The 15073-nt window shown below is 57.7% G+C and carries 11 protein-coding genes; 8 read left to right on the forward strand and 3 right to left on the reverse strand.

Annotated features, from left to right (window positions below):
- The first annotated feature begins 337 nt into the window (after positions 1-337).
- Positions 338-1444, forward strand: coding sequence for a phospholipase D family protein (locus tag ACREXZ_RS00755; protein ID WP_431762104.1), 1107 nt, complete (start codon positions 338-340; stop codon positions 1442-1444).
- A 318-nt stretch (positions 1445-1762) separates the two neighbouring features.
- Positions 1763-2788 (forward strand): IS110 family transposase, encoded by a 1026-nt coding sequence (locus ACREXZ_RS00760; RefSeq protein WP_431762105.1) that lies wholly within the window; start codon positions 1763-1765, stop codon positions 2786-2788.
- Positions 2789-3114: 326 nt separating this feature from the next.
- Here ACREXZ_RS00760 and ACREXZ_RS00765 read toward each other — a convergent pair whose 3' ends face one another.
- Positions 3115-3450 (reverse strand): hypothetical protein, encoded by a 336-nt coding sequence (locus ACREXZ_RS00765; protein WP_431762106.1) that lies wholly within the window; start codon positions 3448-3450, stop codon positions 3115-3117.
- Between the two features lie 342 nt (positions 3451-3792).
- Between ACREXZ_RS00765 and ACREXZ_RS00770 the strand changes: the two genes are divergently transcribed.
- The 3 genes from ACREXZ_RS00770 to ACREXZ_RS00780 all read left to right on the forward strand — a co-directional run bounded on the left by ACREXZ_RS00770 (position 3793) and on the right by ACREXZ_RS00780 (position 6207).
- Positions 3793-4095: a DUF4031 domain-containing protein gene (locus ACREXZ_RS00770; protein WP_431762107.1), complete on the forward strand. Its 303-nt coding sequence runs from the start codon at positions 3793-3795 to the stop codon at positions 4093-4095.
- A 72-nt stretch (positions 4096-4167) separates the two neighbouring features.
- Positions 4168-5229: a thymidylate synthase gene (locus ACREXZ_RS00775; RefSeq protein WP_431762108.1), complete on the forward strand. Its 1062-nt coding sequence runs from the start codon at positions 4168-4170 to the stop codon at positions 5227-5229.
- A 45-nt stretch (positions 5230-5274) separates the two neighbouring features.
- Positions 5275-6207 carry a hypothetical protein gene (locus tag ACREXZ_RS00780; protein ID WP_431762109.1) on the forward strand — a complete coding sequence of 311 codons (933 nt, stop codon included), beginning with the start codon at positions 5275-5277 and terminating at the stop codon, positions 6205-6207.
- 3 nt (positions 6208-6210) lie between these two features.
- Here the strand turns inward: ACREXZ_RS00780 and ACREXZ_RS00785 are convergent, their stop codons facing one another.
- Together ACREXZ_RS00785 and ACREXZ_RS00790 are read right to left on the reverse strand one after the other, a co-directional pair.
- A complete protein-coding gene (locus tag ACREXZ_RS00785; protein ID WP_431762110.1) occupies positions 6211-7308 on the reverse strand; it encodes an ImmA/IrrE family metallo-endopeptidase in 1098 nt (365 codons plus the stop codon).
- Entirely contained in the window at positions 7298-7636 is a 339-nt protein-coding gene (locus tag ACREXZ_RS00790) for a hypothetical protein (RefSeq protein WP_431762111.1), read from the reverse strand. Before ACREXZ_RS00790 ends, ACREXZ_RS00785 begins: the two co-directional genes overlap by 11 nt.
- A 319-nt stretch (positions 7637-7955) precedes the next feature.
- Here ACREXZ_RS00790 and ACREXZ_RS00795 point away from each other — a divergent pair, with 319 nt between their 5' ends.
- From ACREXZ_RS00795 to ACREXZ_RS00805, 3 genes are all read left to right on the forward strand, one after another.
- The gene (locus ACREXZ_RS00795) at positions 7956-8774 is read left to right on the forward strand and encodes a hypothetical protein (protein WP_431762112.1); all 819 of its coding nucleotides are present in this window, start codon (positions 7956-7958) and stop codon (positions 8772-8774) included.
- A gap of 200 nt (positions 8775-8974) precedes the next feature.
- Positions 8975-10048, forward strand: coding sequence for a tetratricopeptide repeat protein (locus ACREXZ_RS00800; protein ID WP_431762113.1), 1074 nt, complete (start codon positions 8975-8977; stop codon positions 10046-10048).
- A gap of 368 nt (positions 10049-10416) precedes the next feature.
- On the forward strand, positions 10417-14943 hold the full coding sequence (locus ACREXZ_RS00805) for an AAA domain-containing protein (RefSeq protein WP_431762114.1): 4527 nt from the start codon (positions 10417-10419) through the stop codon (positions 14941-14943).
- The last annotated feature ends 130 nt before the right edge of the window (positions 14944-15073 follow it).

The raw sequence follows: 15073 nt of genomic DNA on the forward strand, positions 1-15073 counted from the left end.
GAAAGGCTAAATCATATGAACCGACGGCCGATAACTCCGTAGAGGTGAGAGAGCTTTGAAAAAGGTTTGAGGGAACACGCTGTCCGCACAGCCTCAAATCCGTCTCCTCGCAGAAGGTCGTCAGCAGGCATCGGCCTCCACGCGGCTTCTGGCACGCAATATTGACCTCGGCTGGCTGGTTGTGGCCGTCGTGTATCGACGTAAACCAACAAAACTAACATATGGCAACGGCACCTAAGTACCTGCGAGGCCAGGACCTGGAATCGACGGTCCGAACGCTTATCGACAATCACACGACGAGTTATTTTGGGCCGTCGCTTGGGGCTCAATGAGCCCCTTGGCGAAACATTTGCTGGCCAACGCTTCCAAGGTAAGACGCTTTGCGATAGGCACGCATTTCCATCAGACGGACCCTGACCTACTTGACGCGCTTCGGGACGTCGCAGGTGCGCGGGTTGTTCCCAACAGCAGCGCAGGGACGTTTCATCCCAAGATTTACCTTTTCAGAACGGCAAACAAGTTCGCACTCGTGTTGGGCAGTCCTAATTTCACGCGAGCCGGCTTTGGGATAAACCACGAGGCGGCGCTATTTGCCGAGGGAGACACATCGGACACCCTATACCGGGACGTTTCCCATGCTGTTGAATCTGCTTGGGCTGAAGCAAACCGCATCGGTGACGATTTTTTGAGGGCGTACCGACTGAAGCATCAAGCCACCCGAGCCGCTAGAGCGGACCTCGAGGCCGACCTTCCCATCAAGATGCCAACGGGGGATTCTGATTATCGCAACCTCCTAGGCAACGGTTGGTCCGAATTCATCGAACGAGTGAAATCGGACCCGCACCATGACATCAGGGGACGCGTCGCAATAATCGACTGTGCCCGGGTGTGGTTCTCGCAGGTACCGCGTTTCGCCGACATGACCGAAGGCCAGCGTAAGGCAATCGCCGGTACGTACTTACGCAACGAGAGAAGGCCATCAGGTGTGCCAGCCGACTTGGATTGGGGGTGGTTCGGCTCAATGGTCGGTGCCGGTGTGTTCAAGGGGATGGTCAAATCGCAGCCGGAGGGTTTGAGCGCTGCACTAGATTTCATTCCGCGCACGGGTGGTGTTGGCGAGCGCGACTTTGAGCGATTCAAAGTTCGATTCCTGAAATCGTTTGAAGATGCAGAGCGTGGAGGCGGCCTAGCCACGGCCAGCCGGTTATTGGCGCTGAAGCGGCCGGACTATTTCGTGTGCGTCGACAGCGCTAACAAGAACAAGCTGTCCGAAGCCATCGGGGTCAAGAAGGTACACCTGACCATCGATACATACTGGACTCACGTGATTCGTCCGTTGTTGTGCAGCCCATGGTGGAACGCAGAGCGGCCCGCTGACGACTTGGAAGGGCGCATCTGGGACTCAAGAATGGCGTTCATCGATGCATTCTGTTACGAACGTTAGCCAACGCCGCGGTGTCGTCGACATGCTATCGTCCTTGAGACCCAAACGGATGAGTTCGACCAGCCGGTCAATGTCCTCAGTCGTTTTGAACATCGCCAGTGAAATCCGGATGCCACGCCGCGCGGGCGAAACCGGGACTTCATTGCCCGCGAAAGATTCTGCCCATTCTCTCCTCGGGGGAGCCGCCTAGAGGGTCTTGTTGACTAGAGAATGAAAGGGACTTCCCCGTCCCGAGGCTGCGGCGGAAGCCGCGAATCGGCATCAATGTGCCAGGATGAAGTTGCGAACGTTCATCGACACCAGCGAAAGGGGAAGTCCATGCCTATTGTCACTATCGGAATCGATCTTGCCAAAAACGTTTTCGCCGTTCACGGCGTAGACGAGGCCGGCAAAGCGATGCTGATCAAGCCGCGTGTTCCACGCGATCAGTTGTCTACGTTGATTGCACAATTGCCAGCGTGCCTTATTGGCATGGAAGCGTGCTCGGGCGCACACCACTGGGCCCGACTGTTCCAGCAGCACGGCCATACCGTCAAACTCATGGCGCCTAACCTCGTGGCACCTTATCGTATGTCCGGTAAGCGCGGCAAGAATGACGCCGCGGATGCGGCAGCGATCTGCGAAGCGGTGACGCGCCCAAGCATGCGTTTCGTGCCGTTGAAGGATGAACATCAGCAGGCGACGCTTTGCCTGCACCGAACGCGACAAGGCTTTGTAGAAGAGAGGACGGCGACCTACAACCGGTTGCGAGGCCTGCTCTCGGAATTCGGCGTGGTGCTGCCACAGAGCCCGGAGAAGCTGCGCAGGTACATCACGGAACATCTGGACTCGTTGCCAGGGTGGGCGAAGCGCAGCATCAGCGATCTGCTTGAGCATGCCGGCCATATTGAGGATCGCCTGCTTGAATACGACCGTGCAATCGCAGAGATCGCGCGTGCAGATGCGCGCAGCAAGAGGCTGATGCAGTTGCGCGGCATCGGCCCAACTACGGCAAGCGCGTTGCTCGCGAGTATCGGTGCTGGGCACGACTTCAGAAACGGCCGGCAGGTGGCAGCGTGGATCGGACTCACGCCTGGTCAATACAGCAGTGGTGGCAAGGCACGGCTGGGCAGCATCACGAAGGCAGGCGATGCCTATCTGCGCGGCCTGCTGGTCAACGGCGCCCGCGCTGTCATTGCCAACCTTGGCGAGAAGCAGGATCGCTTCAGCAGATGGATCAGAACCTTGATCGAGCGTCGGGGTTACTGGCGCACAGCCATTGCCATTGCAGCAAAGAACGCGAGAATGGCGTGGGCAGTGCTGAAATATGGTGATGACTTCACGCTCGAACCAGCTGCAAACTGACTCCGATTCGAGCCTGTCGATCAACTGAAGCGGGCGCAGACACTATGAGCACATAGAAACGATCACTTTGCACTGCCAGCAGTGATGTGAAGCGGGTTGGACCCGCGCGGGGCATACCTGGATAACACGGCGGGGATATCCATTCCCGGCTAGAGAATGAGGTCTCTGCGCGCGTCTTTCATCAGGGTCCGGGCCATTGGTCCAACATGACCGGTTGTAGAACCGCAGTCCTTCACCTTCTCACATGCACGGGCGTGGCATTGCAGCATGCATCAACAGCGAACCTCGATTGAGCTTGTGCTCAACGGGGAAGCCCTTGTAGCGTGTTAGGACCACATCAAGATTGAATCGGGCGACTTCGACAAGCAAAGAATGCCGACTTGCTGATTGAGTTGGTCCAGTATGTGTCGTGAAGTGATATCGCTGGCGACATGTCCATCTTTCAACTGGACGGCCGCCTCCACCGGGTTCGCGCGGCGGGGAGCAAGAATGTCGAACGAGAAGCTGACTTGTTCTTCCACCTGGTTAGTTCGAACGATTATCTCCGGCAAAAGTTCGAACGGGTCGTTGAACTCGCCCGGCTCGGTCATGCGGATGGACACTCCGAGTATCCGCTTCAGCGTGGCGATGCCGACGTACTTGTGGAGAAGGTTTTTTGCCATCAGAGTGCCTCGTCTTGGTCTGCAGTGAAAGTGCCACGTGTCGCACGTCAGCGCCGTACGCTGGTCGTCTTCTGAATCTGCCGCCCCCCGTGGCAACTGCGGTGCGCTAGGCGGATACCCGTTGCGCCGCGTGGTAGCTCGCCCTACACGTGTATACCGCGGAGTCGTTTGCACGCTTTTCGCCAATCCGTTCAGGAGGTCCGTCAAGGAATTCACACCGTTACTCAGAAGCGTGCGCGAAAGCGTACTGCAATCCCATAGAAATGCCCGCCCGAAGGACCATACTTATGAAGTATCATCGTCATGGATAAACAAAAGTAAAAGCTTTTCCTAGGGGCGACATTGGCAGTCTACGTAGACAACGCTCGCATTGCATGGCAAGGTCGCCGGTGGTGCCATCTGGTTGCTGATTCGCTGGATGAGCTTCACAGGTTCGCGATGTCGCTCGGGCTGAGACGCGGTTGGTTTCAGGCCCATGCGTCGTTGCCACACTACGATGTCACCGTCGAAGTCCGAGACATAGCGCTGAGTCGCGGCGCCCAGACCGCTGACAGGCGAACCTTGGTCATGCGCGGCCGCCAATTAAGAGTGGAGCTTCAGGCTCAGACAGCGCATCAAAATAGCCAGCTCAAATTGTTTGAGTAATTTCGCGAAAGTTATAACCGGACGTGATGTTATTGTTGACCGCAGCCCAGTGTGGTCCATAAGAAGCTAATCATGTATCTGAGCGCCGAAACGCTGGACGACCTGCTAATCAAGGTCTACAAACGCCTGCTGAGCCGGAGGGGAGCATATGAAATCCATCCTCGAAAAGGTCCAGCGACAGAAATATTCGGCGGCCTACTTCAGATAACGAATCCTCGAGCCAGATTAAGTAGAACAGAGCTCAAAAGCACGTTCTACAGTTGCATCGGTGAATTCCTATGGTATCTGTCCGGTACTAACGAACTCGACTTCATCGAATATTACATCCCCGGGTACGAAAAATACTCGGATGATAAAAAAACTATCTACGGTGCGTACGGCCCTCGACTGCTCAACCTGAATGGGATTAATCAGCTCGACAACGTCGTACAGACGCTCAAACGCTGGCCTGATTCAAGGCGAGCTGTCGTCCAGCTCTTCAAGGCCGAAGACCTTGCAGCGGACCTCGAATCGACGCTCAAGGACATGCCGTGCACTTGCACGCTGCAATTCACTGTCCGCAAAGAGCAATTGCATATGTTGGCCTCGATGCGGTCAAACGATGCGTATAAAGGCCTTCCGCACGACGTTTTTGCTTTCACCATGCTGCAAGAAATCATGGCGCGGAAGCTCGGTGTCGAGGTCGGAACCTATAGGCATGCAGTTGGAAGCTTTCATCTGTACGCCGACGATGCTGAGAAAGCGAGCAACTACCTGGATGAAGGTGTTCAGCCGCGCGTTCAAATGCCGGCGATGCCACATGGCGACCCGCATGGGTCCATCGAGATGTTGCTCCGGGCCGAAAACAGCATCAGACAGGGCGAACGAACCAGTCTCGCGCGAATGCATCCCTATTGGGCCGACCTCGCCAGGCTGCTTCAGGTCTACAGCTATTCGATTAAGCCCAACAAGGGCCATCGGGAGCAAATTAGACGTATCAAGAAGCAGATGCACTCCAGTGTTTACGAAATCTATATCGAAAAACGAGAGCGTCGGAAGGCACCGCCTGCTGTCCCAGTTGAGCAACCTCTATTCGCCCCCGGCGAGCTCGATACGCCGCCGCCACCCGGCGCCAGTCAGGAAGAAGCAAACTGAGTTGCGCCAGATACACCGAACACCTCCATCATCCGTCAAATTACAATGGCCAAGAACGACCAAGAACTTGCTGCCCGCCTTGAAAAACAGCTTCGTGCCTATCGGGTGAACGAGCAGCCTCTACCGGGGATTGCGAATCCTGCTGCGCTAACCACGCTGGTTGAGCAGATGGTGGAGAGTGTTCATCGCGTGGACTTCGTGAAGCGGATTCGCGACAAGCAAGACAAAATATCCGAGCGCAGAACCGACCCTAAAGACGGTATGTTCGACCCTATCCGAGCTGTGGTGTGGAACATCGACAGGGGGAATATCGACGAGGCCTTCTGGATAGTCTTCCTGTTCGTCACCTGCGGCCGCAACCTGAAGACGGGCTACGGTCTACTGCGAATGGTCTATGGTGCCTTTAACGACCAGTTCGTCTGGACATGGGAACAGTACAACAAAGAAAAAAGCGGCTTCACTCTCTGGTTGCACGACCGCCTGCCGGCAATCGAGAAGGAGAAAGCTCGCTTCAAGTTCGGGAACCACCGCCAGTATGAAAGCATTAGACACCTTGATGGCGTCCTGCAAAGCTACGCTGACTGGGTCGGCCCAGAGCGCTCCCATATCGCGATGCGTGAGGCAGCGAAGGCGAAAGTCGGCGATGACCCCAGGAACCTGTTCGCTTACCTGTATAAATCCATGGACGCGGTCGACCGCTTCGGACGGCTGGGCAAATTCGACTACCTGACAATGGTCGGCAAAGTGGGCTTGGCCGATATCGAACCGCCGTCTGCCTACATGACAGAGGCGACCGGGCCAGCGAGGGGGGCGCAGCTACTGTTCGGAGTGCCGGGGATGGGGCAAAAGTCCCGCAAGAAAATGGACGAACTCGCCATCGCACTGGATGGCGAATTACAGGTCGGAATGCAGGTTATCGAAGACTCGCTCTGCAACTGGCAGAAAAGTCCCGACAATTTCCTCGCTTTCCGTGGATGATTCTCAGCTCCACGTATAGCGGGTCTTCAGCTTGTTGAAGTGCCCGCGTTTCACGAAGCCGTGATGCTGCATTTGACCAACTACGACTCCCTTTGATACGCCAGCGTCGCGGGCCAGTCGTGCGATACCGAGCATGGACTTCGCAGCCTCGGGCATACGCTGCTGGAACACCGGTGGTATTAGGTGCTCGGCAGCAAACCGGTTCGCGTCTTTTTCCATTGGCGATTTCGGCCCGTCCGCAGTCGTCTCGAGAATCAACGACTGCGTGTCGTAGTGAAGTACGAGGTGGCCTGCCTCATGGAAGAACGAAAACCAGAACTGGTCATCGCTCAGATAGCGGACAGACAACAGCAACACCGCCTTCGTCGGCGTCGCGAAGAACGTCGCCCCGCTAGCCCTGCACCCCGGAGGCGCCTTCACGATAACGACTGCCACACCGGCTCTCGCGCATAGCCGCTGGAGCTTCGGAATAAAGTCGGCAGGGTTCGAAAGTAACGTGAGTTCCCGGACTTTCGACAATTGCGTCTCAAACAGCTCCGGATTCCATTTTTCGCAATCAGTCCGGTCAGCCAAGACCTCGCCTTGCCTCAGCCAGACCGCCGTCGCTGGCGCGCTTTCGACGTGCACGTCCGTTGTCCGGAATGCAGCCGCTTCTCTGGTCTCTCCGTATGTACGGTTCCATGCGGCCAGATTTGGCACCCCGAAAAATTCCAGGCACCTGCGCAGCTTCGTCCCCTTGTCCGCGGCTTCGTCTATCCAACCGAAATCGACCATTTGCTTGAACGGAAGACTTTTCAGCCAAGCCTTGTACTCAGCATCATCCGGGTCAACGCCTTCAGTCAACTCTGCCAGTTGCTCGCGGTACTGCTCTTCACGACGCAGCCAGAAGGCGGCTGATGCACCGAGTACAGCCTCCAGTCGGGTCGCTACGGGAGTGGTAAGAGTGCATTTGCCAGTTAGCAGGTCGTCGAACTCATCGACCGACAGGTCCAGAGACTGCGCCACCTGCTCCGGAGGCATTCTTTTCAACGCCAGCAGGTCGGAAATGGTCCGGCCAGGCGGAACTGCCCACGTGGGTAAAAAGTCGGTTTCAGTTCTCATTGGCGCGCTCTATGGACAGAATTTTCAGGCGTGTGACTCGCTTCCAATCAAGCTGGTCGTCTTCCAACCGCGGCTCTGGGTGGTTGTTCACGGTTGCAGTGACAGTGTAGCTACCTTCAATATAGATAAAAATCCGGACATCCGAGCCGCTGTCAAAGGCAGCGAGGCCCAAATTCACTAAGTCGACAGGCGAGGTGCTCGCGCAAAGGTCCGCGAGGCGTGTGCGCAGCGAGTGTGCCGCATCTTCCCCCAGACTTCGCTTTGCGGATAGCGAGCTCTCGCATATCTGGCGAAGATTGGCAGTTTGGAAAGCCAGTTGTATCGACATCAGGGCTTATGGATACGCAGCTGTCGTTCAGCGACGCCTCGAGCTACTCTCATGTCGAGTGCATCACGACTTTGTTGTTGGAGGGACGTGGAAGCGCTGCGACTCACACGCCAGTGGCAAAAATTGCCCGTCCGAACCCTATATTAGCAACAAGTTGAACCTGAGGCAGGCCACGAAAGATACGCCGCGGCTAGCCGAAAGCAGATTGAGGCTCGGAGCTTTGTTGCAGTTATCCGTATCCGGTTGAATCCTTTCTCAAAACAATCGTTTTCCCCCAAAAGCTAGTAGCTTCTCGGTTGGGGCCCGCCTCGGAGGACGAGTGGTTCCAGCCCACTCCTTTGTACCGTACCGTACACCGTACGTCGACTATGGCAACCAGCGATTCAATTGGGGCAGGCCCAACAATCAGCGTCATCTGGAGTTTGCCTTCAGCGACATTGTCTCGCGCGAGCAAGATACCGTTCGGCAGGCGTTCGAGAATGCGTTCGAACAGTACGTTGGTGATTCTCTCCGCAGAACGGGGCCGCAGGTTTTCAACGAAGGCGAAATCAAAAAGCGCTTTAAGCTGGATGGCCTATGCAACGACTTCGCTATCATCGACGGTGATGTTGTCGTCCTGTTTGAGGCAAAGAACAAGGCACTTACGCACGCGCTGCCAGCTTCTGCGTCTGCAATGACCTATCAGTCAAAGTTCAAGGCAACCGTGGTCAAGGCGGCGGCCCAGATAGACAACGTAGCGAAGCACGTCGAGGCGGATGGGGCATTTTCACACGCGAGTATTCACCGGGTTGTTGTAACCTACGGAGACCTTATGCTTGGCTCCGCAAAGTACCTTTTTGAGAACGTAGCGGAGAAAGACCTCCCTCTGGTTCTCAGCATTGACCAGGTGGACCGTTTGGTGGAAGCCGTGAGATTAGGGCCGTGCAAGATTGGCAAATTTTTCGAAGACTACTATCAGCGGCAAGCGACGCCGCACACGCATCTTTTCTCTCCGAGGCAGCTACTTGAACAGCAGCCATACCTCCTGAGCGACCAGCCAAGGCACCTCGAGGACATTTTCAATCCTTTCTTCGACAGCATCACCAAACTCGTCGGTGACGAAGCGACCGGCTACTTCACTGGCGCCGACAAGCTGTGACGACAATCGTCAACGCACCATTCGATGGACTATTGAAGTTGCTCCGCTCCTTCACTGCTGGCACTGCGCTGCCGACGTCTACGCTCTACCGAATCGTTGTTAGGGCGATAGAGAGAAGTGCGGCACGCTACGATGTCCGGGATGGACTGCGCGCATAATGCACGTGCCGCTCGAGACCACCACCAACGGGAAAACCCGGCATGGCACTCTTAAGACACCTCATCGGGATTTTAGGACTGAAATCCCGAAGCGCATCTGCGCCGGCGCCCCGGCCGGTGGCTGACGCGACGACCGCCAAAACGATAAGAAAATCACCTGTTGATGCCGTTCACAAGCCTATCCGGCTTCCATCCAAGTTTGACGACCTCGTGGATTTCGGGCTGGCGCAACACTCGCCCAACAAGCATTGGTCTGTAGGGTACTGGGACCCCGGCCCGGACGCTTCGCAGAAGCGACGAAGAACTGTCCGGCTTCGCGATAACACAACCGGCCGGATTGTGGCCACGGTCAACAACCTGGAACGCCCGTTCTCTGTTGACGTCTCAGACGCGGGTGTTTTCGGAGTGAACGACGCCGGGCAAGCCTCCGAGCTTTCCTCTAATCTGGTCATTTTCGATACGACCGGAAAGCCGATGTATGGGCGCATATACAAGGCGAATCTGTTCGGCTTCAGTATCTCACCATGCGGGCGGTACGTTGCGAGCCAAACCTGCAATTCGGCCAACGAGGACAGCTCAGTCCTCGAAATACACGACGTCGTACAGCAACGGGTGCTGGCCTCGTGCACGCCTGTTGCGGGCTGGAGCTCGGCATACACGTTTGAAACCGAGGACGGGAAGCTAAAGCGCGTCTTCGCAACAATCAACCATCTCGGAAAGTTTGCGTATTCTCCGACTGGGGAGTTTCTCGACGCCAAGAAATTCATGACCACACGCCTCACCAAAGGTGACCCGTGGACGCGCATTCGAGCCGCCGGGGAACTTGTCCAGACGGACGGGTCCGACAAGGTACTCGAACGCGCGTTCGGTGTTGTTGCGGCAACGATTTCCGCTTTCCAGCTCGGGCAGGACGACAGATGGCTGGCGGGCGGCTATCGCCTCAAGGGCGAGTTGCTGGAAAAGGTGCAGAGGCTCGACGAAGCGATGGAGGCCTACCGTGCTGCGCTTGCCATCAACCCGAAGATAGGCGTCAAGAAAAAGCTGGCCGATTTGGAGAAGGCTGTGTCGCATCAGACCCTGTTGGAAGCGGGAGCTGGGCGACGCGCGAATAGCTGACCGCGGTCAGACTAAGCGTTGCCCTGAAGGGGCTATGAGTGCGCGGTCGGCGTCAGTGATGATGGCCATCCGGTTTGCGCTCGACTAGATGGGTCGGGCGGAGTCGACTGCTGACCGCCACTTCAGATGGCAATCGCGATTGCCGCAAAAAAAGCGATTGTGTAGAAACTCAGCGACATAAAATCGCTGGTAAAACTGAGAGAATCAATATGCGCGTTCGGCCGGACCTAAGACGCCTGCTCCTAGAAGTCGCCGAATGCGAAAACCGCAGCCAGACGAAGCTGTTCGGGACGCTTATCCTCGATAGTTGTCGAAAGCTCTGGCTCGTCACGACGCCGCGCATCAACTGCACCGAATTCGAGGGATAAATGAGCTCTTCCGGCTTGCTTACCAAGCTGCTTGACTACGTCATCGAGCAATCAAAAGACATCGACCCTCGGGGGTTCAAGCTTTCTGGCACCGAGGGATTCCTGCGAACGAGTGGTGACCTGCGGGGCTTGCCGGGCGTAGACCTCGACATAAAGGTCGAAGGCGACCACATCTGGCTTCGCGTTGAGCGACTTGAAGCCCTGAATCCGCCGGCGGTTCCGCTCGAATGGAAGGAGTTGCTTCTCGTCGACACCAACCCGGCGGGAAAGCCTCCACGTATCAATGAAGCGGCGCTCGAGCGGCGTCTTGCCATCTTGGCAGAAGGCAAGCCGGAGCTGGATGCGCAGCAGCTTGCAGACAGCGAGAAAGGGGCTGCGCAGACAGAGCTCGAGCGATACACAAGACTCTGGCAGACGTGGGCCGAAGTGGAAAAGCCGCGGTGGCAGGCTATCCGACTGTACGGTGAGTTGTTCTCGCTCAAGCAACAACTGGAGCTTGAGGACACTGCCAAGCCGCAGGAGTTTGTGTGCGGCGTCGGTGTCGCGTCCTGGAAGATGAGCTTCGAGGAGCGAATGAAGAAGGTCGAATTCGACTACCAATATCCCGTGCTCACGCAGTCGCTCGAACTGTTCATCGACGACCGGACCCTCGCCATTGAAATCCGGCCGCGCGCGGTAAGCCCGCGTATCGAGTTCGACGCGTTTTCCGCTTGTCAGTTGCAAAGTGCCGCCGCGGTCGAGCGTGCGGTAAAGGAGGAACTCGAGCGGTCGGCGGAGCGCTTACCCAATCCGTTCGACCCGGGTAGCTACCAACATGCCCTGAGAAGTATTGCGGGCAACATCGACCGCAACGGCAAATACATCGAGGGTCAGGTGGGGCTGCCTCCTGCCGGTACGTCGCTGCTCGTAACGGACCTGTGGGTGCTCCATTCGAGGCCCCGGTCGAACAACGTCCTGCACGAAGACATCGAGCGGCTAAAGGCGCGCCTGAAAGAAGGCGCCGAGATTCCGAATGGCCCGCTCGCACTAGTCACACCGCCCGCCGACGAGAAAATCTGCTATGAGGCCATCTCGTTCCGCGGCCTCGCCGGTACGCCATCCCGTGGCTCGGGCAAGACCCGAGAACTGTTTTTCCCGTTGCCCTACAACCACGAGCAAGTCACCATTGTCGAGCAACTCGAGCGCTCCGACGGCGTGGCGGTGCAAGGGCCGCCCGGCACCGGCAAGACGCACACCATCGCGAATATCATCTGCCACTACCTGGCGAACGGGAAAAAGATTCTCGTGACGTCGAAGGGTGAGAAAGCCCTCGAACTGCTTCAGGAGAAGATTCCCGAGGAAGTCCGACCGCTGACCGTGGCGCTGCTTTCCGGTGACCGGCAAGGCATGCAGCAGTTTCAGGCCAGTATCGAGGCAATTATCCACTCGGTCAGTCAGATGAACCCGGAAGTTGTCGCCACCCAGATTCAGGCAGACTTCTCCGCCATCGACCGCGCGCATACCACCATGCAGCGCATCGACCGCCGCATCGATGAAATTGCGATGACACAACTATCGGACGTGGAGGTGGACGGCGTCGTCATGCGTGCCCAGAAGATGGCCGAACTCCTCATCGAAGGCGAGAAGACGTTCTCCTGGTTTGACGATTCGCTCTCGCTTTCTCCCGAGAACTCGCCGCCTCTGGTCGCCGAGGAAGTCAGTGCCTTGCGCCAGGCGCGGCGTAACCTCGGCTCGGACATCGGATATGTTTCGTCCCATCTGCCATCGAGTGCAGCGCTGCTGACCGTGGATGATGTCCGCCGGCTGCATACGGTCATGGTGAACATTGCAAGCCTCAAGGAAGCTGAGGCGAAAGGCACACTCATTTCGTTGAGGGCAACAACCGACGACGTCTACGAGCAAGCGCGTGACATGCTGCTCAAAGTCGACGCGGCCGTCACACTTGCCCTCAAGATTGAAGAGGCGGAAGAGACATGGCCGTTTGACCTGCGGCGCAAATGCCGCCGCGCCGACCACGCGACTGAACGCATAGCGCTGGAAGCGCTTTTGGGGGAATCCGACCAGCTGATGGCGGCGCGCTCGGCGTTTATGCAGCGTCCGGTCAAAATCGACGAGGCCGCGCTTGGCTCGCCGAAGGTGAAAGTGGCACTGGAGCGCGCCGCAAAGACCGGAAAGGCCTTCGGCATGTTCGTAATGGGTGCAGGCGATGCCAAGGAGATGGTGGCAGCCATTCGTATCGCGGAGGTCGAGCCGAAGAACGCGGCGGACTGGCAGCATGTGCTCTCGTACGTGAACCTGCACGAAAAGGTCGCATCCTTCTGCGCGCGCTGGAACGAGTTTGCCGATGCCTTGGCGGTCCCGAGGCTCACGCCGAGCGTCGCACAGTTGCGTCAAATTGAGCGGGTGACCATCGCCGCTCGCAACGCGCATGCTTTCGCGACCAACCACGACGTCCATCTCACTGCGGCTGCCGACAATGTGTTTGCGGAACCGCCTGTGGACGACCTACGAGGTGGCTCGAAGGAGCTTTCGCGCGTTCGCGAGTACCTGCGCCAGCACTTGAGCAGGGTCGAACTGGCGCATGCGATGACAAACCTGAGCATCCTACGCGAGAAGCTCGCGGGTATCCGCGGTCCGGTCGCGGAGCGGCTGCGCGATTTTGTGGAGAACCGCCTGGGTGAGCCAACGCTATTGACCGAGAAAGCGGCGGCCGATTATGCCGAGCTGGTTGCAGAACTGCGACGCATTGAAGGACTCGTCAACGAGCTGGAAGTGGTCCGCACGCTCAGCAAAAAGATTGAGACAGCTGGCGCAATGCGTCTTGCCGCGCGTCTGCGCACCGTCGCGGTGCTGGCTGCTGGTGAAGATATCACTTGGCCGGCGAACTGGCGCGAAGCGTGGAACTGGGCGCGCGTGCGCAATTATCTGGAAAACATCGAGGCCCGGCAGGAACTGCTTGAACTCGCGGCGCAGCGCCGTGACGTTGAGGCGGGCCTTTCGCGACTGTACTCCAGCCTGGTCTCGAAGTCGGCGTGGCTCTCGACCAAGATGAATGCGACGCCCAAGGTGCTGTCCGCACTGGAGACATACCGCACGGCAATTCGCCGCATCGGTGCCGGCACCGGTCCCAATGCTGTCCGGCACCGGCGCGACGCGCAGAAGGCAATGCACGACGCGCAGGATGCCGTACCGTGCTGGGTGATGAGTCACGCCAAGGTGTCAGAGACGCTCCCGGCCAACCTCGGCGCTTTCGACCTCGTCATTGTCGACGAAGCGTCGCAGTCTGACCTTTGGGCGTTGCCGGCAGTCCTGCGCGGCAAGAAAATTTTGGTGGTTGGGGACGACCGTCAGGTGTCACCGGATGGCAGCTTCATCTCGGCCGTGCGAATCCAGGAGCTAAAGGACCGCTTCCTCTCTGACCAACCGTATGCACCCGTGCTGACGCCGGAGAAGTCGCTCTACGATATCGCGTCGACGGTGTTCGCCGCGCAGAAGGTCATGCTGCGGGAGCACTTCCGCTGCGTTCCACCCATCATCGCGTACAGCAACAAGCACTTTTACAAGGACTTCATCCAACCACTGCGCATTCCCAAGATGTCACAGAGGATTGACCCACCCCTGGTCGACGTCTACGTGCCGCACGGCTTGCGGGACAAGAAGGATATCAACCGCGCGGAGGCAGAGGCGATTGTGGCCGAGATACAGGCCATTATTACCAACCCGCAGTTCGAGAATCGCACTCTCGGCGTAGTCACGCTACTTGGACCAGAGCAAGGCAAGTTCATCGACACGCTCGTGCGCGAGCGTTGTGACGCGGCTGAACTGTACCGGCGCAAATTCGCCTGCGGTGATGCCCGGACGTTTCAGGGCGCTGAGCGGCACATCATCTTCCTGTCGCTAGTTATTGACTCGATGGGCACGCGCGCGCTGTCGGACCGGTCGTCCGAACAACGATTTAACGTGGCTGCGAGTCGCGCCCAGGACCGTATGTATCTCGTGCGTTCGGTCAAGCTTTCGGAACTGTCTGCGTCGGGCAAGGACCTGCGCGCTGGTCTGCTACAACACTTCTCGATGCCACTTGAGCAACAGGGCCATGGCGAGGAAGAGAAAAACCTCATCGACCTGTGCGAGTCTGGCTTTGAGCGGCAGGTGTACACGGAACTGGTGAACCGGGGCTACCGCGTCATTCCACAGGTGAAGGCGGGTGCATTTCGCATCGACATGGTGGTTGAAGGTGCGAACGACGCGCGGCTTGCCATTGAGCTGGATGGCGACGAGTTCCATGGCCCCGACCGATGGCAAGCGGATATGAATCGGCAGCGTGTGCTTGAGCGTGCCGGCTGGGTCTTTTGGCGCTGCTTTGCTTCGACCTGGTCGATGCGCAGAGACGAAGTGTTCAACGACCTGGTGGCTCGCATGTATGCGCTAGGCATTGAGCCCTTGGGAGCCATTGAGCGGGTGCCGGCGCTAGTTGAGTACCGAGAGTGGAATGGAGACCATGAAGACTTGGTCGACGAAGAACCGTGATTGGCGGAGTGATTGGTTTGAACCTGACCGGCCGCTTGGGTACCTTCAACGAATGGGCGTCGACGCGTCTGCATTCTCTGCTTCAGCATCGGTTCAGCCCAATGACATTCTCTGGTTGAGCGCAGCGGAA

This window comes from Paraburkholderia sp., from assembly GCF_050742655.1.
GTDB lineage: Bacteria > Pseudomonadota > Gammaproteobacteria > Burkholderiales > Burkholderiaceae > Paraburkholderia.